The organism is Actinomadura rupiterrae (assembly GCF_024172125.1).
Classification (GTDB): Bacteria; Actinomycetota; Actinomycetes; order Streptosporangiales; family Streptosporangiaceae; genus Spirillospora; species Spirillospora rupiterrae.
Genome location: NZ_JAMZEA010000002.1, coordinates 694,956 through 719,202, shown reverse-complemented (window position 1 = coordinate 719,202; position 24,247 = coordinate 694,956). Strand labels below are relative to the sequence as shown.

The window sequence follows — 24,247 nt, the reverse complement described above, 5'->3', positions numbered from 1 at the left end:
CCGGCTGGAGCGGCGGTCAGCGTTCGAGGGGCGGGCCGACGTAGACGGCGCGGGGACGGAGCGGGGCGTGTCCCTGGTACTCCTCCAGCGCGTGGGCGAGCCAGCCCGCGACGCGCGCGACGGCGAACAGGGCCTCTCCCGCACCGGGGACGAGCCCGGCGACGCCGCCCAGCAGGGCGAGCGAGAAGTCGATGTTGGGCGCGGGGAGTCGGCGGCGCTTCGCCTCGGCGAGGACGGCGTCCGCGACGGCGACACGCGGATGATCGGGCGCCGCGTCCCGGATGAGGGCGAGCAGGGCCGTCCCCCGGGCGTCCCCGGACTTGTAGACCGAATGCCCGAAACCGGGGATGCGCTCCCCCGCCCGCAGCCTGTCGCCGATCGCTCGGGCCACCTGGTCAGGCTCGGCTGCTTCGGCGAACAGGCGTTCCGCCGCATAGGACGCGCCGCCATGGAGCGGACCGCCCAGCACGCCGAGACCCGCCGTGACCACGGCGTACGGATCCGCCCGGACGGACGCCGCAACCCGCGCCGCAAGCGTGGACGCCGCCAGCTCGTGATCAGCGAGCAGCACCATCGCCGCCTCGAACGCGCGCAGGAGCCCGGGTGTCGGCTCGTCCGAGGACAGCGCCCCCCACAACCGCCCCGCGATCCCATCGCGACGGCCGAGACCCGAGCCGCCGTCCGCAGGGCCCACGCCTTCCCCAGGCCCCGCGCCATCCGCAGGACCCGCGCCGTCCGCAAGGCTCGCGCCATCCGCAGGGCCCGCGCTGTCGGCGGGGCCCGAGACCTCGGCGGGACCCGAGGCATGCGCCGCAGAGCCAGAGCCATGCGCGACTGAGTCGGCGCCCCGCGCGGCGGGGCCTGAGCCGTCCGCGGGGCCTGCACTGCCGGCGGGGCCCGAGACGGACGTGGCGTATCTGGCGCCATGCGGGGTGGAGGCCGAGCCGGGCGCGGTGGGGTCGGCGCGGTGCGTGGCGGGGCTTGGACCGTGCGGGATGGGGTCCGGGGCGTTCAAGGCGGCGGGGCCGGGCGCGGCGGGGCTGATGCCGAGCGCGGCGGGGGTGGGGCCGTGTGGGGTGTCGGGCTCGGCGGGGTGTGGGGGGTGCGTGGGCGGCGAGGTGGGCGCGGCGGGTGGGAGGGCGTCTACCAGGCCGGCGATCAAGGTGCGGGCGGTGGATTGGAGGCCTTCCGGGTCGGTGTGGAGGCGGAGGGGGTCGGTGGCGGCCAGGGCGGTGGTGATCACTTGGAGGCGGTCGAGGGGGAGGAGGTCGTCCGGGAGGCCGGACTGGGCGGCGCGGGCCGCTCGGAGGCCGTCTTCGGACGCGCGCCACGTCGCGGCGGGGCCGAGGGTGGACGGGTCGCCGGTCCAGAGCCACTCGGCAACGGACTCGAAGGGGTAGGCGGACGCGAGCTTCAGCACGTCCCGCCCCCGGTAGTAGGGGCGGTCCGGGCCGAGGGCGGTGACGGCCGACTCGATGGCCAGCTCGGACGGGCCGGGCGGGCGGCGCGGCTTGCCCCTGCGGGCGAGCTCCTCGACCTGGTCGCTGTCGAAGAGCGAGCGGCGGCCCGAGTCGTCCCGGCGGCGGCGCAGGACGCCCCGGCTCACGTAGGCGTACAGCGTGGCGGGTTTCACACCGAGGCGTTCCGCGGCCGCGGCCGCGTCGATCCACTCGCCCACCTGCGCTCCTCCGGTATCGACATTGATTTTGGTCAATATTGATACATATGGATTCGGCTGTCAATCTGAGCGCATGCCTCAGATTCACTTCCTGGACGTCACCAACCGCGACGGCGTCCAGACCGCGCGGACCGGGCTCTCGAAGTTCGGCAAGACGATGGTCAACCTGTACCTGGGCCGGCTCGGCGTGGCGCAGTCGGAGATCGGGTTCCCGTTCCTGTTCCACGAGGTCCCCTACGTCCGGGCGCAGCTGGCGCTGGCGGAGGCGGGGGCGTTCGGGGACCTGCGGCTGTCCGGCTGGTGCCGGGGCGTCGCGGCGGACGTGGAGAAGGCGCTGGAGGTGCGGTCGCCGTCCGGCCGCGGCCTGCGGCACATGAACCTGTCGATCTCGACGTCCGACTACATGATCGCGAACAAGTTCCGCGGGAAGCTGGACCGCGCGTCCATCATCAGGGAGGCGCAGGCGGCGGTCCGGGCGGCCAAGGCGGGCGGGGTCGAGACCGTCGGCGTGAACGCCGAGGACGGCTCGCGCACCGACGACGGCTTCCTGCACGAGTTCGCGCTGGCCGCCAAGGAGGCGGGCGCCGACCGCGTCCGCTACTGCGACACGATCGGCGGCGACAGCCCCGGCCGGATCCGCGAGCGCTTCGCCAAGCTCGCCGCCGTGATCGAGATGCCGGTCGAGACGCACTGCCACAACGACCTCGGGATGGCCGTCGCGAACTCGGTGTCCGGCGCGCTGGGCGACCTTGAGGCCGGGCAGGACGCCTGGGTCAACACGTGCGTGAACGGCATCGGCGAGCGCGCCGGGAACGCCGACCTGCTGTCCACGATCCTCGCGTTCGAGCACGCCTTCGGCGTGGACGCCGAGATCGGCGACGCGCTCGACCTGTCCTGGGCGCGGCGCTTCGCGCTCTGGGCGAGCTACGCGTTCAACCAGCCGCTCCCCTACAACCAGGTCGGCGCGGGGATCAACGCGTTCGCGCACGAGTCCGGCATCCACGCCGACGGCGCCCTGAAGGACCACGGCAACTACGAGCTGTTCGACGAGAGCACGCTCGGCCCGTTCCCGGACGACCTGCACGCCCGCCGCGGACGCGTCGTCCTCACCGGCGAGTACGGCGGCCGCTCCGGCTTCCGGCACGTCATGGACGAGCTGGGCGTCGAGCCGTCCGACCCGGAGCTGGCGTTCCAGCTCGTCCAGCTGTGCAACGCGATGACCGGCCGCCCGCTGACCGACGACGAGCTCCGCCTCATCGCCGCCTACCCCGCCGAGCTGGCCCTCCTCTTCCCCGCGTACGTCTAACCCGCCTCGCGGCCCGCGTCCTCTCACGGGCGCGGGCCACGAAGTGTCGGTGGCAGGGCGTAGCGTGGGCCGCCGGGATTGAGCGGGAGGGGACAGATGTCCGAAACTCTGGCGTTCGGGTCGCTCGACACGGCACTCGGGCGCCTGCTGGTGGCCATGACCGAGACCGGTATCGCCAGCCTCACCTGGCGCGACAACGCCGGCACCCGCGCGCGGACGGCCACCCAGATCGGGCTTCCCACAGTGGACGACCCGGACCGCACGGGCGAGGCGCTCGCGCAACTGAAGCTGTTCTTCGGCGGCGACCCGCACGCGTTCGAGGTGCCGATCGACTGGCGGCTGACCAACCCGCTGCAGCGCAAGGTCCTCGGGACGCTGTACGACCGGGTCCGCTGGGGCGAGACGATCACCTACGGCACGCTCGGCGAGCGGTCCGAGTCCGGCGTGAACGCGCAGGCGATCGGCCAGGTCATGGGGTCCAACCCGATCCCGATCATCGTCCCGTGCCACCGCGTCGTCGCGTCCAACGGGATCGGCGGCTACAGCGGCGGCAGCGGCATCGAGGTGAAGCGCTGGCTCCTCACCATGGAGGGCTCGCTCCCCGCGACGCTCGACTGGTCCCTCGAAGACGGCCCCGCCGCCCTCTGACCCCAAGCGCCAGCGCCGTGTGGTCAAGGGGTGAGTAGGCGGCCGTCCTCTATGGAGCGGGTTCGGTCGACCAGGTCCAGGGCGCGTTCGTCGTGGGTGGCTATGAGGACGGACGCGGACGTATTACGGGCGTGGTCGGCGAGCAGCCGCATCACGGCGCGGCCCCGGACGCGATCGAGGCTGGCGGTCGGTTCGTCCGCCAGGAGGACGGGCGCGCCGGTGTAGAGGGCCTGGGCCACGCAGGCGCGCTGGCGCTCGCCGCCGGAGAGCTCGTCCGGGTGGCGGTGCGACTTCGCGGCCAGGTCGACCGCGCCGAGCAGGTCCGCGGCGCGGGCCCGGTCGGCTCGGGTGATCTTGTATCCGGCGACGACGCGGCGGGCGAGCAGGTTCTCCTCGACGGTCAGGTACGGGATCAGGGAGCCCGCCTGGAGGATGAACGCGACGCGGCGGGCGACGCGGTCCAGGCGGAGGCCCGCGATGTCCTCGCCGAAGACCGAGACGTGCCCGGACGTCGGGCGCAGCAGCCCGCCCGCGACGGCCAGCAGCGTCGTCTTGCCGGACCCGCTCGGCCCGAGCAGCGCGGTCACCTCACCGGGCTTGAGGACGAGGTCGACGCCGTGCAGCACCTCGACGTCCCCGTACGAGTGCCGGACGCCGCGCAGTTCCAGGGGCGTGCTCATGCGTTCCTTCCCAGGGAGAGCAGCGGGTCGACGGTCAGCAGGCGGCGCAAGGACGCGGCGGACGAGCCGAGCGCGAGCGCGCCGAGCAGGACCGCTGAGAGGGCGGCCGATCCGCCGGGCAGCGAGAACGTCCCGGCCGGCATGGCGGCGCCGATCCCCGCGACGAACGCGAGGCCGACCGCGACGCCGAGGACGGTCGTCAGCGCGACCTGCACGAGGTAGGAGCCGACGAGCAGCCGGGCGCGGGCGCCGGTGGCGCGCAGGACGGCGAGGCTCGGCTCCTTCTGCATCGTGAAGATCCAGAAGACGGTGCCGGTGAGCAGCGCGGTGACCGCGAGCAGGAAGCCGCGGATCAGGTTGAGCGTGCCGGTCTCGGCGCTGTAGCCGGGCACGGCCTCGACCGCCTCGGACTTGGTCACGGCGTCCGTGCCGGGGACGGCGGCGGAGATGCCGCGCGCGTCCCCGGACGTCGTGACCAGGTACGCGCCGACGGCGGACGGCTGGACGCGCCGCCACTCGTCCAGCGGCACCTGCGCGACGGCCGTGTGCTGGAGCGACCCGAGATCGGCGAACCCGGCGACGGTCAGCCGCACTCCCCCGGGCTGGACGGTCAGGACGTCCCCCGGCCGCGCTTTGCCCTCCAGCGTCCGGTCCAGCACGATGCCGCCGCGGCCGAGCCCGGGCGCGGCGAACGGCGCGGACGGCTCGACGCCCATCAGCGCGACCGGCAGGGACGCGCCGGGACCCTTCGCCTGCGCCATCGTCTGGCCGATCGGCTGGACGGACGACACGCCGGGGACCGCCGCGATCCGCGCTCCGTCGGCCGCCGGGAGCGAACTGCGCGAAAGGGTCTTCTCCGAGCCCGCCGCGTACACGACGACGTCCGCGGGGAGCCGCCGCAGGCCGGACACCCCGGCGTCGCCGAGGCCGACCGCGAGCCCGGTCAGCATGAAGACCAGGAACGCGACGAGCCCCACGAGCAGCGCGGTCAGCCCGAACCGCACCCGGCCGTGCCTGATCTCCCGCCACGCGAGGAACCACACGACGATCACTCCCAGCTCTTCCGACGTTTCCGACGCGACGTAGGCAAAGATACCTACGCCGCGTCGGAACGCCAACTTATCGACACCACGTCGGAAAACGTAGAATGGCGGCGTGCCAAGAATCAGCGAGCCCACCGTCGCCGAGCACCGCGCCCGGCAGCTGCGCACCCTGCTCGACGCGGCGCGCGCGCTCGTCGCCGAGGAGGGCATCGAGGCGCTCTCCCTCGCCGCGCTCGCCCGGCGCGTCGGGCTGTCGCGGCCGAGCCTCTACGAGTACTTCCGCTCCAAGGACGACCTGGTCGCCGCGATCGTCGAGGAGGAGCTGCCGCGCTGGGCCGCGCTCGTCGAGCAGGCCCTCACCGGCCCGCCCGACCTGGTCGGCAAGGTCGAGGCCTACGTCCGCGCCCAGCTCGAAGTGATGACGGACGGCCGGCACGCCGCCGCCGTCCAGCTCGTCGAGCACGCCCTCGCCGAACCGGCCCGCGAGCGCATCCGCGAAGGCCACGCCCAGCTCCTGCGCCCGCTCGTGGACGCCCTGAAGGACGCCGGACTCCCCGATCCCGAACTGCGCGCCGGGCTCGTCCAGGGCATCGTGGACGCGGCCGCCGCCCTCGCCACCCGCACCCCCGCGTCCGCCGCGACCGTCGTCGACACCGCCGTGGCCCAAGCCGTCCACGGCCTAACCCCACCCAAGCCCGCCCAACCCCGCCCGTAGGAGGGGGGTGGTTAGTAGGTGACGCCGGTTAGTTTTTCGGATTCTTCCCAGAGGCGGCGGGCGGTCTGGAGGTTGGCGGCCTGGGGTGGTGTGGTGACCTTGGTGGGGGTGCCGCGGTACTGGAAGAAGCGCGGGCCGTAGCAGGCGCCGGACTCGACGTCCGGGACGACCGCCGCGTACAGGGAGGGCAGGGCGCCCATCGCGCCGGACTGGGCGAGGACGGCGTTGCCGAGCGTCGCCACGCGCTCGGCGAGGGCGCGGCCGGCCATGCGCGGGCCGGCGGCCTGGAGGTTGGTGGACGCGAAGCCGGGGTGCGCGGCGACGCTGGTCACGTCCGGGACGCGGCGGGCCAGCTCCTTGGTGAACAGCAGGTTCGCGAGCTTGGACTGGGCGTAGGCGAGCCACGGGCGGTAGCCGCCCTCGCCCTGGAGGTCGTCGAAACGGATGCGTCCCGACCATGCGAACGCGCTGGTCACGGTGACGACGCGGGGCGCGGGGGCGCCGCGCAGGGCGGGGAGCAGCAGGCCGGTCAGCGCGAAGTGGCCGAGGTGGTTGGTGCCGAACTGCATCTCGTGGCCCTCGGCGGTGGTGCGCTTCGGCAGCGCCATCACGCCGGCGTTGTTGACCAGGATGTCGAGCGGGTCGTCCGCCCAGCGCCGCGCGAACTCGCGCACGGACGCGAGGTCGGCGAGGTCGAGCGGGGCGAGCGCGAGGTCCGCGTCCGGGACGGCGGCGCGGATCCGGTCCAGCGCGGTCCGGCCGCGCTCGGTGCTGCGGCACGCCAGGGTGACGGACGCGCCGTGCCGCGCCAGCTGGAGCGCGGTGTGGTAGCCCAGCCCGCTGTTCGCGCCGGTCACGACGGTGCTCTTGCCGTGCAGGTCCGGAATGTCGGCCGCGGTCCAGCCGCCCATGGTGCACCTCCGCTGTTGTCCGGCGGGCCCCTCGGGCGACCGGCGGAACTCGGTGAGACGTGCTGACGGACCTCAAGTTAGACGTGCCGTCGAACAGCGACAAGGTGACACACGCGACGCCCCGGACCGGCGGACGAACCGCCCGGCGATCGGGACGGATCGGCGTTCGTGCTGGTGGGGCCGCCTGGGGCACGGGCCGGAGGGCCCGCGCCGCGGGCGGCGGAGGCGGTCAGGACGCGGGAAGCGTCTTCTCGATTGCGGAGACGAGTTCGTCCGACTCGGGCTCGGTCTGCGGGGAGAACCGGGCGGCGACCGAACCGTCCGGGGCGATCAGGAACTTCTCGAAGTTCCAGCGGATGTCGCCGGTGTGGCCCTCCGCGTCGGCGACGTCCACCAGCTGCCCGTACAGCGGGTGCCGGCCATCGCCGTTGACCTCGATCTTCTCGGTCATCGGGAAGGTCACGCCGTAGGTGGTGGAGCAGAACTGCTCGATCTCCTCGGCGGTGCCCGGCTCCTGCCCCATGAACTGGTTGCACGGGACGCCGAGGACGGTGAAACCGCGCCCGGCGTAGCGCTCCTGGAGCCGCTCCAGCCCCGCGTACTGCGGGGTGAGGCCGCACTTGGAGGCGACGTTGACCACGAGGACGGCCTTGCCCCGGTATTGCCCCAGGTCCGCGGAGCCGCCCCGCAGACCGTCGATCTCTACGTCGAAGACAGACATGGGGTGATCCTAGGACGAACTCCGCCGGGACGCCCGCATCGGGAGCCGTAGCGGCACCGCTACGGACTCCTCACCGAACGGCTGCACTCCGAGCCGCGCGAAGCGGCACGGTACCGCCGGACGGCCATGGCGCCCGTCCCGCCCGCGCGGACGGCGGGACGGGCCCGGGTCCGTCAGGTGCCGAGCGCGTTCACGAACGAGGAGAGTTGCGTGCCCGCCCGTCCGAGCTGGGTGAACGCGTTGTTGACCACATGGGCCGCAGCGGTGGGTGAACTCAGCAGGTAGAAGATGACAAAGGCGATGGCCACGTAGCGGAGGTTCTTCTTCATCCCGAACGCCGTCCCTGTAGTAGCGCAGCGACACACTGACCCGAACCAATTGTGCCCGTCTGCGGCTGGCCGCTACGCGGGATTTTACTGTCATGATGCCGTCGGCGCTCGTCCGCGAGTGCGCGAGATCCCTTACCCCGTAGGCGAAACCGCGTCCCACCTGCGGCTCGGCGACGAAACCGGACGCGGAACCGGGCTCGGAAAGACGCCGTCCCGGCCGCGGCCGCGCCCCCGCCCCGTTCAAGAAACCCTGCGGACCCGTCCGCCCCGCGCGCCCCACCCCGCGCAAACGCCCGCCGCGCGCGGCGCGACCGCCCCGCCCCGCATGGCACGACCAGCCGCCGCACCCCGGCCCGGACGTGAAAACAGCCCCGCACCTTGTGGGTACGGGGCTTGGCGAGCGCCCCCGCTACAGGACGCCGCCGCCGGGTCGGCTAAGGGATGGCACTGACGAACTGCGACAGCGACTCCGCCGCGCTTCCGAGACCGCCGAGGGCGCTGTTCACCAGGTTGGCCGCGCCCTCCGGCCTGCTGACGACGTACCAGACCACGAATGCGATCGCGGCGAGCTTGAGATGCTTCTTGTTCACGGCCCCCACCCTCTGCACTGAAGCTACTACTCAGAGTAATGCCCCATGGCGGGCGCCGGTGCCTCAACGCAACGTAAAGACCAGGTCAGACCCCTGGGCCCCCGTTACCGGCCCGGTTACAGGCCCGGTTACAGGCCGCTGCCGCTACTTGCCGCCGTGCTTGGTCAGGTAGTCGATGTAGACCGGGCGGAGCGCCTGGCCCAGCTCGCCCTCGCCGGCGTGCAGGGCTTCCTCCAGCAGCGAGAGGCTGTGCATCATGTCGTACTCGGCGCGCTCGCCCTCCCCCAGGGACGCGGCGGCGGCCGGGATCGTCCGCAGCAGCTCCCACAGGAAGCGCAGGTCGTGGTGGTCGCGGGCGTGCTTCACGGCCCGGTCGTGCAGCTCCGCGGTGGACAGCGAGTCCAGGTCGGCGGCGACGGCCTTCTCGTCGGACATGCGCCGACTCTATCCGTCCAACACGCCCGATGGCCGCCCGGCCCACGCGCAGAGCCCAGGCCGCGCATCCCGCCCGCGCAGAGGCCACGCACGCGCCGCACCACGCGCACAGGCCACGCACGCGCACCATCACGCGCGGAGGCCACGTCGCGCGCGGCTGCGGGACGTGGCCTCTGCGGAGACGGCTACTTGGTGATGACGTTCTGCGGGATCGGCTTGTCCTGGCGCAGGGCGTCGAAGAGCTGGCCGGAGCGGGTCTTGTCCCACGTGATGTAGGAACCGGCGGACGCGCTGCTTCCGGTGCCGCCGATCGGGATCGTCGTGGTGACGCCGTCGCCGCCGGTGACGCCGCGCATGGCCCACATCATCCGGATCAGGTCGTACAGGTGGTCGTTGTTGTCGACGCGGAAGTTGCTGGTGGCGTGCAGGGCCAGCGGGATGCTGTCGAACGGGTTGAGCATGACACCCGGGCTGGTCGCCTTCTTCATGAGGGCGCCGAAGAACTGCCGCTGGTGCTCGACGCGCTCCAGGTCGGCGCGGGCGAACTTGCGGGTGCGGACGTAGCCGAGCGCTTGCTTGCCGTTGAGGTTCTGGCAGCCGGGCTGCAGGTCGAGGCCCGCCTTCGGGTCCTTCATGCGCTCCTTGACGCAGATCTTCACACCGCCGATGGCGTCCACGACGCCGACGAACCCGCCGAAGCCGATCTCGGCGTAGTGGTCGATGTGCACGCGGGTCGCCATCTCGACGGTCTGGACGAGCAGCTTCGGCCCGCCGAAGGCGAACGAGGCGTTCAGCTTGTTCGAGCCGTGCCCGGGGATCGGGACGTAGGAGTCGCGCGGCAGGCTGATCAGGGACGTCCCGCCGGAGCCGTAGTGCAGCAGCATCATCGAGTCGGTGCGGCGGCCCTCGGCGTGCCCGGTGGCGAGGTCGTTCTCCTGGTCGCGGCTGAGCCCCTCGCGGCTGTCGGAGCCGACGATCAGCCAGTTCGTGCCGGGCGTGTCGGCGACGCGTCCGGCGTAGTCGGTGAGGACGTCCTCGCGCTTGAGCCGGGAGTCGAGGTAGAAGTAGCCGCCGACGACCAGCAGCACCAGGACGACGAACACCGCCCCCAGCACCTTGGGCCAGCGCCTGCGGCGCCGCCGCCGCAGCGGGACGCCGCCGTCCGGCGGGCCGGGCGCGTACGGATCGTGAGGCCCGGCGTAGGGGTCGTGGCCCCCGACCGGTGCTCCCTGATGCACGTCGCTCCTCCTGTCTCGATTCCAGCTCTCGGGCCGGCCATCGGTCATGTTCGTAGACCTTAGACAACTCCCAGTGAGAACCGCGTCCCACTGGCGCATGATTACGGCGGCCGCCAGGTCATCTCAGCATGGGACGTGCGCGGAGGAAGGCTGGTACCTCCGGTGCACGCCTTATGTACGAGCGGGCACCCGCCCGGGGACGTCCCGGACGGGCAGATACCCCAATTAGGTACCTTCCCGACCCGTTGGACGGATCACCATACACACCCGCGCGCCTACAGGTAGTGCCCGTGCCCGTCCTCGTCCCGCCGCCGGGGGGCCGGAGCAAGCGGAAGATCTTCCGGCCGCAGCAGCGCGACCTCGGCCGCGTCCAGCCCGGCGCCGGGGGTCTCGGCGGTGATCCGCTGGGCCTGGCGGGCGATCGCGGCGTCCAGAAGGTTCCGGACGAACCGGGCGTTGCCGAACTCCGGCCCGCGCGGCTGGGCGGCCACCCGGCGGCGGACGGCGCCGAGCAGCCCGTCGGCGAGCCGGAACCCGGCCGACCCGGCCATCGACTCGAAGATCTCGACCAGCTCGTCCTCGGAGTAGTCGGGGAAGCTCAGCACCCGCGGGAACCGGTCCCGCAGGCCCGGGTTGGACGACAGGAACCGCTCCATCGGCTCGGCGTACCCGGCGACGATCACCACCAGGTCGGCGCGGTGCTCCTCCATCAGCCGCAGCAGCTCGGCGACCGCCTCGGGGCCGAAGTCCTGCCGGTCTCCCCCGGCACCGGCGGCGGCGAGGGTGTAGGCCTCGTCCACGAACAGGACGCCGCCGAGGGCGCGCTCGACCGCCGCCCGGACCCGCGGCGCGGTCTGCCCGACGTACTCGGCGACCAGGTCCGCGCGGGTGACCTCGACCAGGTGCCCGGACGTCAGCAGCCCCAGCCGCGCGTACACCGCCGCGATCAGCCGCGCGACGGTGGTCTTCGCGGTGCCGGGGTTGCCGGTGAAGACCATGTGCCGGGTCGGGGCGCTCTGCGCCATCCCGGCATCGCGCCGCATCGGCTCCGCGCGCGCCTCGGCGTGCAGCGACCTGACCTCGGCCTTCACCGGCTCCAGCCCGACCAGCGCCTCGATCGCCGCGACCGGGTCGCCGGGCAGCGCGTCGCGCGCGGGGCCGAGCGAGTCCGGGACGTCCGCGAGCAGGATCTCGTCCAGCGACTCGGTCTCGTCGACGACGCCGTCCGCGAGGACGCGGCGCCCCTGGAGCGCCACGGCGCGGTCGAGCAGGTCGACCATGAGCCGCGCGTTGCCGAAGCCCCGCTCCCGCGGCGTCGCCCGGACGAGCCGCCTGACCTTGGCGAGCACGCCGTCGGCGAGCGCGAACGCGGCCTCGGCGGCGCGCCGCGCGAACACCTCGACCAGCTCGTCATCGGTCAGGTCGGGGAAGCGGACGACGCGCGGGAACGTCGCGGCCAGCTCCGAATGCGACCGCAGCAGCCCGTTGAGCTCGGCCTCCGGCCCGGTGAGGACGACGAGCAGGTCGTCCGGATGGGACTGGACGGCCGAGAGCAGCACGTCCACGGCCTCGCGCCCGCGCGCGCCCTCGGCGGTCGCGAACACGTGCACGTCCCTGACCAGCAGGACACCACCAAGCGCTCGCTCGACGGCCGCGCGCACCTTCCCGGCGGTCTCGCCGGGGAACTCCCCCACCAGGTCGGCGCGGTCGGTCTCGACCAGCGTCCCCGTGGAGAGCGTGCCGAGGCCGGCGTACATCCGTCCGAGCGCCCGCGCCACGCGGCTCTTGCCCGTGCCCGGGTTCCCGGTGAAGACGAGGTGCCGCGGACGGGACGCGACGGGCATCCCGGCCTCGCGCCGCAACCGCTCCGCACGCGCCTCCGCCACGAGCGCCTCGACCTCGCGCTTGACCGGCTCGATGCCCACGCAGCTCGCCAGCTCCACGGCCGGATCGGCGGCCACGGTCTCGGCCGCTCCCCCTTGGCTGATCCGCGACGGCAGGTCCCCCGCCGTCAGAACGATCTCCTCATCGAGGGAGTCGCTCGAAAGCCGCTCCCGGGCAGCGGCGACGCACTCGCCGGCGAGGTGCTCGGCCAACCGCGCGCCGCGCAGGTTGCCGCGCGAAGGCGTCCGCGCCAGCAGGACGCCCGCCGCACGCGCCACTTCCGGAGCGGCGACCGCGCCGCGCCTGGACGCCGCACGCCGGAACAGCTCGCCCAGGCCGTCCTCGTTGAGTTCCTGAGTGCGGACGATGTCGAACGCGCGCACCAGCGCGGGATTGAGGTCGAGCAGGCGGCGGTCGCCGTTCGTCCGGCACAGGGCGACCACATCAAGCGCGGGCGAGCGCTCGATGAGGCGGCGCAGCTCCTCGACGGCAGCGGGCCCGCAGCGTTCGGCGGACGCGATCCGCTCCAGGTCGTCCACGATGAGCAGAAGCCGCGCCTCAGCGCACTCCCGCACGCGCGCGGACAGCCACAGGACGGCATCACTCACACCCAGCGACGCGAACGTCTGGTCGGAGATCCACAGCGCGGAGCGGACGGCGCCAAGCCGGGCGAGGCTTTCCGCCAGGAGATCGGCGGCGTCGATGCGCCCGCTCCCCTCGGGCCCGGCGATCAGCAGCCGGACGGGCCGCCGCCCGGCCGCACGATCGGCGAGCGCCACGCGCATGGCCCGCACAAGTTCCGGCTGCCCCACGACCGGCGAGACGTCCGCAGGAACGGATGAATCGTCATCACGCGCGGCAGGCCGTCCGACAGGATGCCCGGCGAGCGTCTCGCGCAACGCGTTGGGGACGCGCCGGACGGCGAACAACCGCCGCAGATCCTCCTGGAAATGCCCGACCGGCAACCGGCAGCGCGGGTTCACCGCGACGCCCGGCAGCCCCTGGACGGCCCCGGTCACGCGCGCGGCCATGTCGAGCCACGCGCGGCACGCGTCCGCCTCACCCGCGACGAGCCCGCGCGCGAGCCAGCCGCGCAACCGCAACTGCCACGCCTCGGGGTCGAACTCGTCCGCCTCAGCGGAAAGGCGGTCGGCGACGTCGCCATAGACGTCCGCTCCGAGCGCCACCGCCAGTTCGGCAGGCGCCTCCGCGATCTCGCCCGCGGCCAGCAGCCGGGCAAAAGCAACGGCGAACGGCTCCGCCCCGTTCGCCAGCCGCTCGTGCGCCGCCGCGAGCCCGTCGCACGCCCAGGTCAGGTACCCGACGGGCCCGGCCAGCTCGGGCAGGACGGCCAGCTCGTCCGCGGTCAGCTCCGCGCTCCAGACCTCCTCAAGCCGGTCGCGCGGCGCGCTCAGCGCCAGATCGCGCAGCTCCGCCCGCTCCGCGAACCGGTCGAACAGCCCCGCCAGCGCCAGCCGCCCCTTCTCCAGCGGCTCCAGCCCGGCCAGCACGTCCAGGGCGGCACGCCCGAGCTCGAACATGACCGTGCGGCGCTCCGGGTCGTCCCCCGCGGGCTCGGGCAGCCACAGCCCGGGCGGACGCCACCGTCCACCCTGCGAGAACCACGCCAGCGGATGCCGCACCGGAGCCTCGGGATCGGCGAGCAGGTCCCCGAGCAACTCGAAGTCGACGTCCCCACGGTTCCCCGCGCGCACCGCCCCGGCCCCCAGAAGGAACGTCAGCAGCGACCACAGCTCGGCCCCCGCCGCCGACGTCCCCGTCCCGTAGAAGTCGCTGAGCCGCCGCGTGAGCACCACGGCCCGCTCGTCGGCGTTGAACGCGACCGCGCGCTCCCGCATCTCCTTGTAGAGCCCGTCCGGAACCCGCCAGGGCCCGGACGCGTACACGTCCAGCACGGGCTCGTCGGTCAACAGCAACTGAAGGTGATCCGGAAGCCGCGGGGAGTTCACGACAGCACTGTACTTACGGAGCCCCGTCAGCCGGCCCGCTTCTCCAACGGCAGAGGCTCCGGCCGCTTGGCGAACCGCCCGTCACCGGACGACCGTCCCGTGGCCCGCCGTCCGATCCAGGGCAGCAGGTAGGTCCGCGCCCAGTGGACGTCCTCACGGCGCAGCGTGAGCCAGTCCGCGGCATCCTGCGGCGGCCAGGGCTCGCGCCAGTCCCCCTCGGCGGGCACGCCCAGCACCTCGGCCACCCGCAACGCCAGCCGCCGATGCCCTTCCACCGACAGATGGAGCCGATCCTCGTACCAGGCACGCGGATCGTTGAACACCGGCATCAGCGACCACAGATCCACGACATCGCAACCGCGCCGGTCGGCAATGGCCCGCAGGTGCATGTTGTACGTAGCGGCCTTCCCCCGAATCCGCCGCCCAGACCGAAGCCCACGGGTATCAAACCCGGTGAAGAGCACGACCCGCGCACCGGTCCCCCGCAACGTCCGAACAGCTTCATCAAACTCCACCGCGAGCGCATCCGGATCCCCACCAGGCCGGATGATGTCATTGCCACCCGCACAGAACGTGATGAGATCCGGCTTCAGCTCAACAGCCGCAGGCACCTGCAACTCGACGATCTGCCGCAGCAGCTTCCCCCGCACCGCGAGGTTGGCGTAACGCAGCTCCGGATTATGCGCCGCGATGTGCTCCGCGACCCGATCGGCCCACCCCCGGAACACATCGTCCTCGCCGGGAACCGGATCGTTCAGCCCCTCCGTGAAGCTGTCCCCGATCGCCACGAACGTGCCGATCCGCCCCTGCTGCCCCGCCTCGTTCATCGCCGTTCCTCGTACAGGTCCGTCCATCGTTCGCACCACTAATGATGCATGATGCACATATGCCTACGCGACCGTAGTGACCACCACCGGACACACCGTAAGCAAAGCAAAGCCGAAGGCGAGCGAGCCGGCCCCGATGCGAAGCCGAAGGCGAGCGAGCCCAGGCGCAAGGCCGAAGGCGAGCCGCAAAAAGCCAAGCCCCCAACAACCGCAACCCGCCCGCCAAACCATGACGACACCCCAGCGACCGCGGCCACGCACCAACCCCGACCCGCACGCGAACGCGTTAACAACCGCGTGGGGGGACGACGCCGAAGGCGAGTCCCCCCACGCGGTTGATCGCGAAGCGATGCAGCGTTCGCACAGAGATGTAGTTGCGTGGCCGAGCCCCTAGGCGAGGCCACGCAACTACATCTCAGTGAGCAGGGCTCACCATAGATAGCGCGTGCTGCACCAGCGTGATGAGGACGGCCTTGGTGGACTCCCGGTTGCGGGCGTCGCACTCGACGATGGGGACGTGCGCGCTGACCGAGAGGGCCTCGCGGATGTCCTCGACCGCGTACTGGAACTCGCCGTGGAAGCCGTTGACGCCGACGACGAACGGGAGGCCCAGTTCCTCGAAGTAGTCGACGGCGGCGAAGCAGTCGGCGAGCCGGCGGGTGTCGACGAGGACGACGGCGCCGATGGCGCCCTTGACCAGGTCGTCCCACATGAACCAGAAGCGGTGCTGGCCCGGGGTGCCGAACAGGTACAGGATCAGCTCGCTGTCGAGCGACACGCGGCCGAAGTCCATCGCGACGGTGGTGGTCGTCTTGTCGGGCACGGCCGACAGGTCGTCCACGTCCGCGCTGGCGGCGGTCATGACGGCCTCGGTGGTGAGCGGCATGATCTCCGACACCGAGCCGACGAACGTGGTCTTGCCGACGCCGAAGCCGCCGCCGACGACGATCTTGACCGAGGTCAGCTCCGGCCCGTCCCCGGGCGCGGCCGCAGCCGACGGCTGGTCATAGCTTCCGAAGCCCACTCAGAACCCTCTCAAGCAGTCTGATGTCCGGCTGCGCGCCCGCGGGGCGGGACTGGTGCAGCCGCAGCAGGCCCTCCAGGGCCATGTCGGCGACGAGGACGCGGGCGACGCCGAGCGGCAGCCGCAGCAGCGCCGACACCTCGGCCACCGAACGCGCCGTCCGGCAGATGTCCATGATCGCCCGGTACTCCGGGGTCAGCGAGGAGATGTCGCGCGGCGGGTGCGGCGCGGCGGTCACCATCGCCTCGATCGCGAGGTCGTACCGGGGCCGGGTGCGGCCGCCGGTGACCGCGTACGGGCGGACGAGCGAGCTGGACTCGCCGCCCGGGTCCGCGCCGTGCCGCCCGCCGCCGGGCGCGCGGCCCGGGCCGAGGGGCGGCTGCTGCCCGTGTGCCGGGTAGCCGCCGCTGTGCCCGCCGCGTCCGCCCTGGGGGACGTCACCGTGCCAGCCGCCCGGCGGGCCGCCGCCCGGTCCGGGACCGAAGGAACCACCTTGATCCATCGCACCGACCTCCGTGTTCAGGGTCCGCTAGTACCGGGCGGGGCCGGCGCCCATGCCCGACACGGGAGGTCCGGCGTAGGGGGGCTGCTGCTCGGCGTTGCGCAGCGCCGGGGTCAGGACCCGGCCGACGCGCTCGACGAGCAGTGTCATCTCGTAGGCCACCAGGCCGAGGTCGCAGTCCGGCGCGGCCAGCACGGCGAACACCGAGCCGTTGGCGATGGACATCACGAACAGCAGCCCGCGGTCCATCTCGACCACGGTCTGGTTCACCCCGCCCGCGTCGAAGATCTTCGCCGCGCCCTGGGTGAGGCTCATCAGCCCCGAGGCGATCGCCGACAGCTGGTCGGCGCGCTCGGGCGGGAACCCGGCCGAGTACGCCATCGGCAGTCCGTCGGAGGAGACCACCACGGCGTGCGCGACCTTCGGGACACGGTCCGCGAAGTTCGTCACCAACCAGTTGAGATCCTGCCCGCTCACCGCGTGCCTCCTGTCTCTCCGCCGCTCCTGTGCGACGGATCTTCACCACTAGTGCCGCCGTCCGCGGGGTCGCCCCCACCGGGCAGGTCGGGGGTCCCGCCTCGGGTCTCGGTACGGCCGCGCTGGACGCCGCGCTGCAGGCTCGCGAACCGGTTCCGCACGGTGTCGGCGGGCGGTCCGGCGGCCGGCCGGGCGGGGCCGGCGGCCTGGCCCGGCAGCCCGCCGGGGCCCGGCAGCCCGCCGGGGGCCTGCGCCGGGGCGGCGCCGGGCGCTCCGTTCACACCGTTGACGCCGTTCGCCGGGGCGGGCTGCGCGCCGTTGCCGTTGCGCGCGCCGACGGTGCCGGGGACCCGGTTGCGTCCGGGCACCCGCTTGGGCAGCCCGGCGCGGGTCTGCTTGTCCGCGACCGGCTCGCGCAGCGCCTCGACGGCCTGGAAGCCCTCGTCGCCCGGGGACGCCCAGCCCTTGACGGGGTCGGCGGACTGGCCGGAGCCGCGCTGGAACCACTCCGACTGCATCGCCTCGAAGATCGGCGAGCGGACGGGGCGTCCGGGCGGCTGGTCGGGGGCGGCGGGCGGCCCGGTCTCGGCCGGGCGCGGGGCGCGGGCCGGAGGGGCGGGCGGTGCGGCGGGGGGCGGCCCGGCCTGCGAGGCCACGGGCACGTCCTCGGGACGCGGCCTGGTCGGTGTCGGCGGCCGGTTCGTCTGCTCCGGAATGGCGTCCTCCGGGATGTTCGTTTCCTCCGGGATGGCGCTGACGGGGCCGGTGTCCCAGGAGAACGCGCGGCGGGCCGGGGCCGGCTCGGGCGTCTCGGAACGCTGCGGCAGCGGTGCCGTGGTGCCGGGGTCTCCGGCGTACGGCTCGGCGGCGGGGGTCCGGTCCGCGGGGGCGGACCGGTCCGCGAGCGTGCGGTCGGGCTGGGGCCCGTCCTGGTAGGACGGCTCCTGGTAGGACGAGTCGTCGCGGCCGGACGCGGGCCACGAGCCGGACGTGCGGGGCGCCACCGAGGCGCGCGGGTCTTGCCCCGTCCGCTCGGTGGGCTGGAAGACGTTGTCGGACGGGGTGCCCACGCCGGGCAGCTGCGCGCCGGGGCGGCGCACCGGCAGGCCGGTGGAGCTGCTGCGGGACGGGTCGTCCTGGTCGGCGCGCGGCATGGCCGGACGTGCGGCGGGGCCGTCGTGCAGGCCGTCCGCGCGGGTGTCCATGCGGTCGTCGGCGCCGTAGCCGCCGCCCGCGTAGCCGAGGTCGCGCTGCTCGCCGGTGCCGCCGAAGACCGGCTGCGGTCCGGTGTCGCCGATGCGGCGGCCGCGGCCGCCGTCGAAGCGGCCGCCGTTCTCGCCGAACCGCGGCGCGGGCGCGCCGGGCGCGCCCGGGGCGCCGGGGTAGGCGCCGCTCTGCTGCGCGGCGCCCGGGTAGTCGTCGAAGCCGGGGCGGTCCTCGGCCACCGCCGGGGCGGCGAGCGCCGGAACGGCGCCGCTCTCCAGCTGGGCCGTGCCGCCGCCGCGGGTGCCGACGCCGGCGTTGTCGGCCGGGCTGACGACGTGGTCGGGCAGCATGACGAACGCGGTGAGGCCGCCGCCCTGCGCGGCGCGCAGCTCGACCCGGATGCCGTGCCGGATGGCGAGGCGGCCGACCACGAACAGGCCCATGCGGCGGGCCGCGGAGAAGTCGATGACCGGCGGGTTCGCGAGCCGCCAGTTGGCCTGGTCGAGCTCCTCGGCGGTCATGCCCACGCCGTTGTCGGTGATCTGGAGCATCGCGCCGCCGCCGCTGAGCCGCTGGCCCGAGACGGTGACGCGGGTGCGCCCGTCGGAGAAGACGGTGGCGTTCTCGACCAGCTCGGCGAGCAGGTGGACGAGGTCGTTGACGACGGGGCCGGCGACGGTCATGTCGCCGTGCACCCGGACCTCGACCCGCTCGTACTGCTCGACCTCCGACAGGGAGGCGCGCACGACGTCGATGAACGGGACGGGCCGGTTCCACCGGCGGGCCTGGTCCTGGCCGCCGAGGACCAGCAGGTTCTCGTTGTTGCGGCGCATGCGGGTCGCGAGGTGGTCCAGGCGGAACAGGTTCGCCAGCTGCTCCTCGTCGCGCTCGCTCTGCTCCAGCTCCTCGATGAGCTGCAGCTGGCGCTCGATGAGGGTCTGGCTGCGGCGCGACAGGTTGACGAACATCGCGTTGATGTTGCCTCGCAGGACGGCCTCGTCGGCCGCCAGCCGGACCGCCTCGCGGTGGACCTCGTCGAACGCGCGGGCGACCTGGCCGATCTCGTCGGTGGAGTCGACGTCGATCGGCTCGACCTCGATGCCCTGGGCGGCGGCCTCCGGGTCGCGGAGCCGGTCGACCAGGCCGGGCAGCCGGGTGCCGGCGATCTCCAGCGCGCCGTCCTTCAGCCGGCGCAGCGGCCGGACCAGCGAGCGGGCGACGCCGAAGGTGAACAGCAGGACCAGGATGAGGACGCCGGCGACGACCGCGCCCTGGACCATCACCGAGCGCTGGGCGTCGCTCTTGCGCTGCCCGGCGACGGTGATGAGGCCGTCCACCATGCTGCGCTGCACCGAGTACATCTTGTCGACGGTGCCGGTCATGGCCTTGCGCCATTCCTCGCCGTCGTTGCCGCCCTTGACCAGGCGCAGCCGCGAGCCGCGCAGGCTCTCGGTCAGCGCCCGCTCGCGGAACTCGGCGGCGCGGTCGACGTCGGGGCCGGTGACGGTGTCGTCGTACAGCTGGCGCTGGGGCAGCCGGGCCGCGGTGCGGAAGTTGGCGAGGTCGCCGTCCATCTGCGCGCGGCCGTCGAGCAGGTTGCGCAGGCCGTCGGTGTCGAGCCGGCCGGTGTTGGCGCCCGCGAGCAGCACGGCGCGCTGCCGGGACGCCTGCTCGGCGGCGCGGCTGAGCGCGGCGAGCGCGCGGGTGTCGGAGGTGAGCGCGGCGTCGTTGGTCGCGGAGGAGATGTCGTCGAGGTAGCCGATGACCTCGCCGAGCATCTCGCTGTACTTGGTGGTCACCGTGTCGGCGGGCACCCGCGCCTGGGTGAGCTGGCGCAGCGCGGCCAGGCCGTCGAGCCGGGTGACCAGCGCGCGCACCTCGGTGTCGCCGTCGGACGACACGACCGTGTCGACGCGGCGGCGGACCTCGGCGGCGACCCGGTCGACCCTGGCGTACTGCTGGTCGATGGGCGGCTTGGCGGCGGCGGGCCGTCCGGCGGCGATGTAGCCGGCGGACAGGTCGCGCTCGGTGCCGAGCTCGTGGATGAGGTCGGTGACGCTGCCGCCGAGGCGGGCCATCCGCTCGACCTTGGCGTAGTCCTTGGCGTCCTGGTCGGCGCTGAGGACGCGCAGCCCGCCCAGCACGACCGCGACGGCGGTGGGGATGAGGATCAGCGCGACCAGCCGGACCGGCACGCGCCAGTTCGACGGCCGGAGCCTGCTGCCCCCGCGACGGCCGTCCGCGGCCGGGGCGCCCTGGGCGCCCGCCGGGTTCTCTGGAGCCGCCCCCGGCTCGGTCCGGTCCCCGGACACGGGACGGTCGCCGGGCACGGCTCGGGAGCCTCCGGCCCGGGAGCCTTCGTCCGGCAGGGCCTCCGGTGCCGGATCGCCCGCTCGATTGCGCACTTGGCGTTTACACCCTCTCGCTAACTGTGCCGTTCACGGCCGCCCCTCCGCGGACGCCGGGGTCCTGGCGCCGCGTGGCGGACGAGACCGACGAGCGGGGCGCCTGCCTGTCCATGGTCCGGACACGCGCCACCGCGGGACGCCCTCCGCTGCGCCCGACATTGCAGCACATTAGGGGAAACGCCGCAAAGAGATGCGCAACTTGGTGATCTTTGGCCGCTGACCTCGCAGAACGTGCGCGCTATGTCTGATTTGTCACTCGGTGTCCACGGACAAACAACCCGAACGGGCCCACACCGAGCGCCCCGGTGCCGCTACTCGGAGTAGAAACCGCACCGTCCCGGCGCTCTCACCCGGAGGCATGCGGCAGCCCGATCCCAGCCGCCGGGAAGGCCGATCCCGAACCGCTTTACGGTCACATTTCCGCATCCTTTTTCCACTCACCGGAACACGTCATCGAACAATTGTTCGAAGTGCAAGTGGATTGCGCCGATACGCCCCTTCTTGCGATATGGTCCGACCGCTGTCGATCAAGTAGAACCAGCTGGATCGGCACACGGCGCCGGTGACCACCCCCCTGGCCGCACCGCCCGCCGCCCCCTCCAAGTACCGAAGGAACGAGATGAATCGGTCGAGGCGTGATAACGCCGGAACCGGCCCTGGCACCAGCGCGGCCGCCACGAAAAGGGGCGCCGCGCCGGTCGAACGCGTAGCCGGACCGTCTTGTGCGGCCGTCTCGGCGAGGACGGCGGACCGGTGACCACCGCCTCCGATCTCTCCTCGTCCGACACCGCGGCCACCGCACCCCCCGCGACCGCGGCCCGGCGCCGCGGCGCCCGCGCCCGCTCCGCCGGATCCGGCGGGATGACCCGCCGCGGCCGGCTCGTCCGCGGAACCGTCGGCGTCCTCGCCACGGTCGGCGCCCTGGAGGCGCTCGGCCGCGCGCACCTGGCGAGCGAGGACGAGTTCCCGCCCGCGTCCAAGGTGCTCTCCCGCGCGGCGGGCCTGGCGGGCGACCACGACTTCGTGTTCGTCCAGCTGAAGGCGACGCTGGAGGCCTGGGGGCTGGGCATGCTGCTGGCCGTCCTGATCGCCGTGCCGCTGGGCCTGCTGTTCGGCACCGTGCCGATCGTGAACACCGCGGCGCGCGCGATCGTGGAGTTCCTGCGGCCGATCCCGTCGGTGGCGCTGATCCCGCTGGTCGGCCTGATCCTCGGCGCGGGCCTGGAGATGAAGGTCACGCTGATCGTCTACGCCGCGGTGTGGCCGCTGCTGTTCAACACCCTCTACGGGCTGCGCGACGTCGACCCGCTCGCCAAGGAGACGCTGCGCGCGTTCGGCTTCGGGCCGCTGTCGGTGCTCTGGCGCGCGGTGCTGCCCGCCGCCGCGCCGTTCATCTACACCGGCATCCGGCTGGCCGCCTCGATCGCGCTGATCCTCGCGGTCGGCACCGAGGTGCTCTCCGGGTTCGGCGAGGGCCTCGGCAACTTCATCGGCCAGGCCGCGATCGCGCTGGGCGGCACCAAGGACGTCCTCGCCGGGACGGTCTGGGCGGGCTGCCTGGGCCTGCTGGTGAACGTCCTGCTGGTGCTCGGCGAGAAGCGGCTGTTCCACTGGCACTTCCGGGGGGTCGGCAAATGAGCGCCGTAGCGACCGGGCGTCCGGGACGCCCCCGCGGCCTCGCCTGGCGCGCGCTCCGCTCCGTCCTCGACCGGTGGCTGGTGTTCGTGCTCGCCGCCGGCGCCTGGGAGTGGGGCACGCGCGCGATGCACGACGCGTTCTTCCCGCCGCCGTCGAAGATCGTTCAGCGGATGTACCACATGTGGTTCTCCGCCGGGGCGGACCGGGCCTTCCTCACCAAGGAGGCCACCGGCAACATCCTGCCGAGCCTCGGCCGGATGGCCGTCGCGTTCGCGCTGTCGGCGCTGGTCGGCGTGCTGCTCGGGATGCTGCTCGGACGGTCGGAGCGGGTGTACGCCTACGTGGACCCGGTGTTCCAGTTCGCCCGCGCGATCCCCCCGCCCGCGATCGTCCCGCTGTTCATGGTGCTGATGCACCTCGGCTCGACGATGCAGGTCACCTCCATCGTGTTCAGCGCGGTGTGGCCGGTCCTCATCAACACCGCCGACGGCGCCCGCACCGTGGACCCGCTGCAGGTCGAGTCGGCGCGGGTGTTCCGGCTGTCGCCGCTCGCGCGGCTGCGGAAGCTGATCGTCCCGTCCGCACTGCCGAAGATCTTCGCCGGGCTGCGGCTGTCGCTGTCGCTGTCGCTGATCCTGATGGTCTTCTCCGAGCTGCTGCCCGGCACCCGGGACGGCCTCGGCTTCGAGCTGAGCGACGCGCAGTCCCGCAGCGACCTGCCCACGGTGTGGGCGGTCGTGGTGCTGCTCGGCGTTCTCGGGTACGTCCTCAACGCGGTGCTCACCGCCGTCGAGCGGCGCGCGCTGGCCTGGCACCTGGCCGCCCGCCGCGTCGAGATCTGAGCCGCCGCGCGCGAGCCGCGTCCGCCGGGCGGACGGGCCGGGTCAACGGTCCGGGCCGTCCGCCACGGCACCCGCACGCCCCGTCCGCCGTCCCCCGCCCCCGATACCGGTCCCCCCGCCGATCGCTCCCGACCCCCGCTAGTTCCCTCCCCCGCAAGATTCAAGGAGTACACATGCGGTCGCTTCGTCGACTCACCGCCACCGTGGTGGGCATCGCGCTCGCCGGGTCCTCCCTCGCCGCCTGCGGCGGGGACGACAAGTCCGACAAGGGCAAGGGCCTGGAGCACGGCGGCAAGATCACCGTCGCCGCCCTGCCGCTGGTGGACGGCGCGGCGCTGTACATCGCGCAGAACAAGAAGCTGTTCGAGGCCGAGGGCCTGAAGGTCAGCATCAAGCCGGTGCAGCAGTCCATCCAGGCGCTGCCCGCGCTGAAGGCCGGCCAGGTGGACGTCATCGCCGGCGCGAACTACGTGTCCTTCCTGCAGGCCAACGACCAGGGCGCGCTGCACCTGAAGATCCTCAACGAGGGCGCGACGCTGACCTCGAACATGATGAACGTCGTGGTCAAGGCGAACTCCCCGATCAAGGAGCCGAAGGACCTGGAGGGCAAGACCGTCGCGGTCAACATCCCCAACAACATCCAGAGCCTGACGCTGGACGCGATCCTGCGCGCCAAGAACGTCGACCCGACGAAGATCAAGTACGTCAAGGTGCCGTTCCCGCAGATGGGCCAGTCGCTCGACAAGGGCGACATCGACTCGGCGCACATGGTCGAGCCGTTCCTGTCCGACGCGCAGAAGAAGAGCGGCGACCGGGTCGTGGTCGACGGCGGCAGCGAGCCGGTGAAGGACATGCCGATCTCCGGCTACGTCAGCACCCAGGAGTTCACCTCCAAGAACCCCAAGCTCGCCGCGGCGTTCCAGCGCGCGATCCTCAAGGCGCAGGCGATCGCCGCCGGCGACCGCAAGCAGGTCGAGCAGGTGCTGCCCGGCTACGCGCACATCCCCGCGCAGGTCGCGCCGGTCATCACCCTGCCGGGCTACCCGACGTCCAACAACGACACCCGGCTCCAGCGCGTGGTGGACCTGATGAACGCCGCGAAGCTGCTCAAGAGCAAGCCGGACATCAAGTCGCTGCTGTTCACCCCGCAGTCCTGACCGGCCGCAGGGCACGCG

21 protein-coding genes are annotated in these 24,247 nt (G+C 73.0%); 6 read left to right on the top strand and 15 right to left on the bottom strand.

Going from position 1 to position 24,247, the window contains the following annotated elements; genetic code table 11:
• Positions 1-16: 16 nt before the first annotated feature.
• Positions 17-1,678, bottom strand: a complete 1,662-nt coding sequence (locus FHU30_RS45885) for a citrate/2-methylcitrate synthase (protein WP_308211229.1) — start codon at positions 1,676-1,678, stop codon at positions 17-19.
• 73 nt (positions 1,679-1,751) lie between these two features.
• On the opposite strand from FHU30_RS45885, the gene FHU30_RS07850 reads away from it, so the two are divergent.
• Both FHU30_RS07850 and FHU30_RS07845 read left to right on the top strand, forming a co-directional pair.
• Positions 1,752-2,984 carry a LeuA family protein gene (locus tag FHU30_RS07850; protein WP_253873466.1) on the top strand — a complete coding sequence of 411 codons (1,233 nt, stop codon included), beginning with the start codon at positions 1,752-1,754 and terminating at the stop codon, positions 2,982-2,984.
• A 96-nt stretch (positions 2,985-3,080) separates the two neighbouring features.
• Positions 3,081-3,632 carry a methylated-DNA--[protein]-cysteine S-methyltransferase gene (locus tag FHU30_RS07845; RefSeq protein WP_253873464.1) on the top strand — a complete coding sequence of 184 codons (552 nt, stop codon included), beginning with the start codon at positions 3,081-3,083 and terminating at the stop codon, positions 3,630-3,632.
• Positions 3,633-3,655: 23 nt separating this feature from the next.
• Here the strand turns inward: FHU30_RS07845 and FHU30_RS07840 are convergent, their stop codons facing one another.
• Positions 3,656-4,312 (bottom strand): ABC transporter ATP-binding protein, encoded by a 657-nt coding sequence (locus FHU30_RS07840; RefSeq protein ID WP_253873462.1) that lies wholly within the window; start codon positions 4,310-4,312, stop codon positions 3,656-3,658.
• Positions 4,309-5,364: an FtsX-like permease family protein gene (locus FHU30_RS07835; protein WP_253873460.1), complete on the bottom strand. Its 1,056-nt coding sequence runs from the start codon at positions 5,362-5,364 to the stop codon at positions 4,309-4,311. The genes FHU30_RS07840 and FHU30_RS07835 overlap by 4 nt, the downstream gene beginning before the upstream one ends.
• 103 nt (positions 5,365-5,467) lie before the next feature.
• Between FHU30_RS07835 and FHU30_RS07830 the strand changes: the two genes are divergently transcribed.
• Positions 5,468-6,070: a TetR/AcrR family transcriptional regulator gene (locus FHU30_RS07830; RefSeq protein WP_253873458.1), complete on the top strand. Its 603-nt coding sequence runs from the start codon at positions 5,468-5,470 to the stop codon at positions 6,068-6,070.
• A gap of 11 nt (positions 6,071-6,081) precedes the next feature.
• Here FHU30_RS07830 and FHU30_RS07825 read toward each other — a convergent pair whose 3' ends face one another.
• From FHU30_RS07825 to FHU30_RS45880, 12 genes are all read right to left on the bottom strand, one after another.
• The gene (locus FHU30_RS07825) at positions 6,082-6,981 is read right to left on the bottom strand and encodes an oxidoreductase (protein ID WP_253873456.1); all 900 of its coding nucleotides are present in this window, start codon (positions 6,979-6,981) and stop codon (positions 6,082-6,084) included.
• A 229-nt stretch (positions 6,982-7,210) separates the two neighbouring features.
• On the bottom strand, positions 7,211-7,702 hold the full coding sequence (locus FHU30_RS07820; protein WP_253873454.1) for a glutathione peroxidase: 492 nt from the start codon (positions 7,700-7,702) through the stop codon (positions 7,211-7,213).
• A gap of 173 nt (positions 7,703-7,875) precedes the next feature.
• The gene (locus tag FHU30_RS07815; protein WP_253873452.1) at positions 7,876-8,031 is read right to left on the bottom strand and encodes a hypothetical protein; all 156 of its coding nucleotides are present in this window, start codon (positions 8,029-8,031) and stop codon (positions 7,876-7,878) included.
• A gap of 434 nt (positions 8,032-8,465) precedes the next feature.
• On the bottom strand, positions 8,466-8,621 hold the full coding sequence (locus tag FHU30_RS07810) for a hypothetical protein (protein ID WP_170026506.1): 156 nt from the start codon (positions 8,619-8,621) through the stop codon (positions 8,466-8,468).
• A gap of 144 nt (positions 8,622-8,765) precedes the next feature.
• Positions 8,766-9,056: a hypothetical protein gene (locus tag FHU30_RS07805; RefSeq protein ID WP_253873450.1), complete on the bottom strand. Its 291-nt coding sequence runs from the start codon at positions 9,054-9,056 to the stop codon at positions 8,766-8,768.
• A gap of 185 nt (positions 9,057-9,241) precedes the next feature.
• Positions 9,242-10,294, bottom strand: coding sequence for an LCP family protein (locus FHU30_RS07800; RefSeq protein WP_253873448.1), 1,053 nt, complete (start codon positions 10,292-10,294; stop codon positions 9,242-9,244).
• A 275-nt stretch (positions 10,295-10,569) separates the two neighbouring features.
• Positions 10,570-14,109 carry an AAA family ATPase gene (locus tag FHU30_RS07795; RefSeq protein WP_253873446.1) on the bottom strand — a complete coding sequence of 1,180 codons (3,540 nt, stop codon included), beginning with the start codon at positions 14,107-14,109 and terminating at the stop codon, positions 10,570-10,572.
• Positions 14,110-14,174: 65 nt separating this feature from the next.
• Complete coding sequence (locus FHU30_RS07790; RefSeq protein WP_253873444.1) at positions 14,175-14,975, bottom strand: SGNH/GDSL hydrolase family protein; 801 nt, start codon at positions 14,973-14,975, stop codon at positions 14,175-14,177.
• Positions 14,976-15,390: 415 nt separating this feature from the next.
• Positions 15,391-15,939: a GTP-binding protein gene (locus FHU30_RS07785; protein ID WP_253873901.1), complete on the bottom strand. Its 549-nt coding sequence runs from the start codon at positions 15,937-15,939 to the stop codon at positions 15,391-15,393.
• 40 nt (positions 15,940-15,979) lie between these two features.
• Positions 15,980-16,501: a DUF742 domain-containing protein gene (locus FHU30_RS07780; protein ID WP_253873442.1), complete on the bottom strand. Its 522-nt coding sequence runs from the start codon at positions 16,499-16,501 to the stop codon at positions 15,980-15,982.
• A 27-nt stretch (positions 16,502-16,528) separates the two neighbouring features.
• Positions 16,529-16,978, bottom strand: coding sequence for a roadblock/LC7 domain-containing protein (locus FHU30_RS07775; protein ID WP_253873441.1), 450 nt, complete (start codon positions 16,976-16,978; stop codon positions 16,529-16,531).
• Positions 16,975-20,589 (bottom strand): nitrate- and nitrite sensing domain-containing protein, encoded by a 3,615-nt coding sequence (locus FHU30_RS45880; protein ID WP_308211228.1) that lies wholly within the window; start codon positions 20,587-20,589, stop codon positions 16,975-16,977. Before FHU30_RS45880 ends, FHU30_RS07775 begins: the two co-directional genes overlap by 4 nt.
• Positions 20,590-21,345: 756 nt before the next feature.
• Between FHU30_RS45880 and FHU30_RS07755 the strand changes: the two genes are divergently transcribed.
• From FHU30_RS07755 to FHU30_RS07745, 3 genes are all read left to right on the top strand, one after another.
• Positions 21,346-22,230, top strand: coding sequence for an ABC transporter permease (locus tag FHU30_RS07755; protein WP_253873439.1), 885 nt, complete (start codon positions 21,346-21,348; stop codon positions 22,228-22,230).
• A complete protein-coding gene (locus tag FHU30_RS07750) occupies positions 22,227-23,072 on the top strand; it encodes an ABC transporter permease (RefSeq protein WP_253873437.1) in 846 nt (281 codons plus the stop codon). The genes FHU30_RS07755 and FHU30_RS07750 overlap by 4 nt, the downstream gene beginning before the upstream one ends.
• Positions 23,073-23,245: 173 nt before the next feature.
• The gene (locus tag FHU30_RS07745) at positions 23,246-24,229 is read left to right on the top strand and encodes an ABC transporter substrate-binding protein (RefSeq protein WP_253873435.1); all 984 of its coding nucleotides are present in this window, start codon (positions 23,246-23,248) and stop codon (positions 24,227-24,229) included.
• The last annotated feature ends 18 nt before the right edge of the window (positions 24,230-24,247 follow it).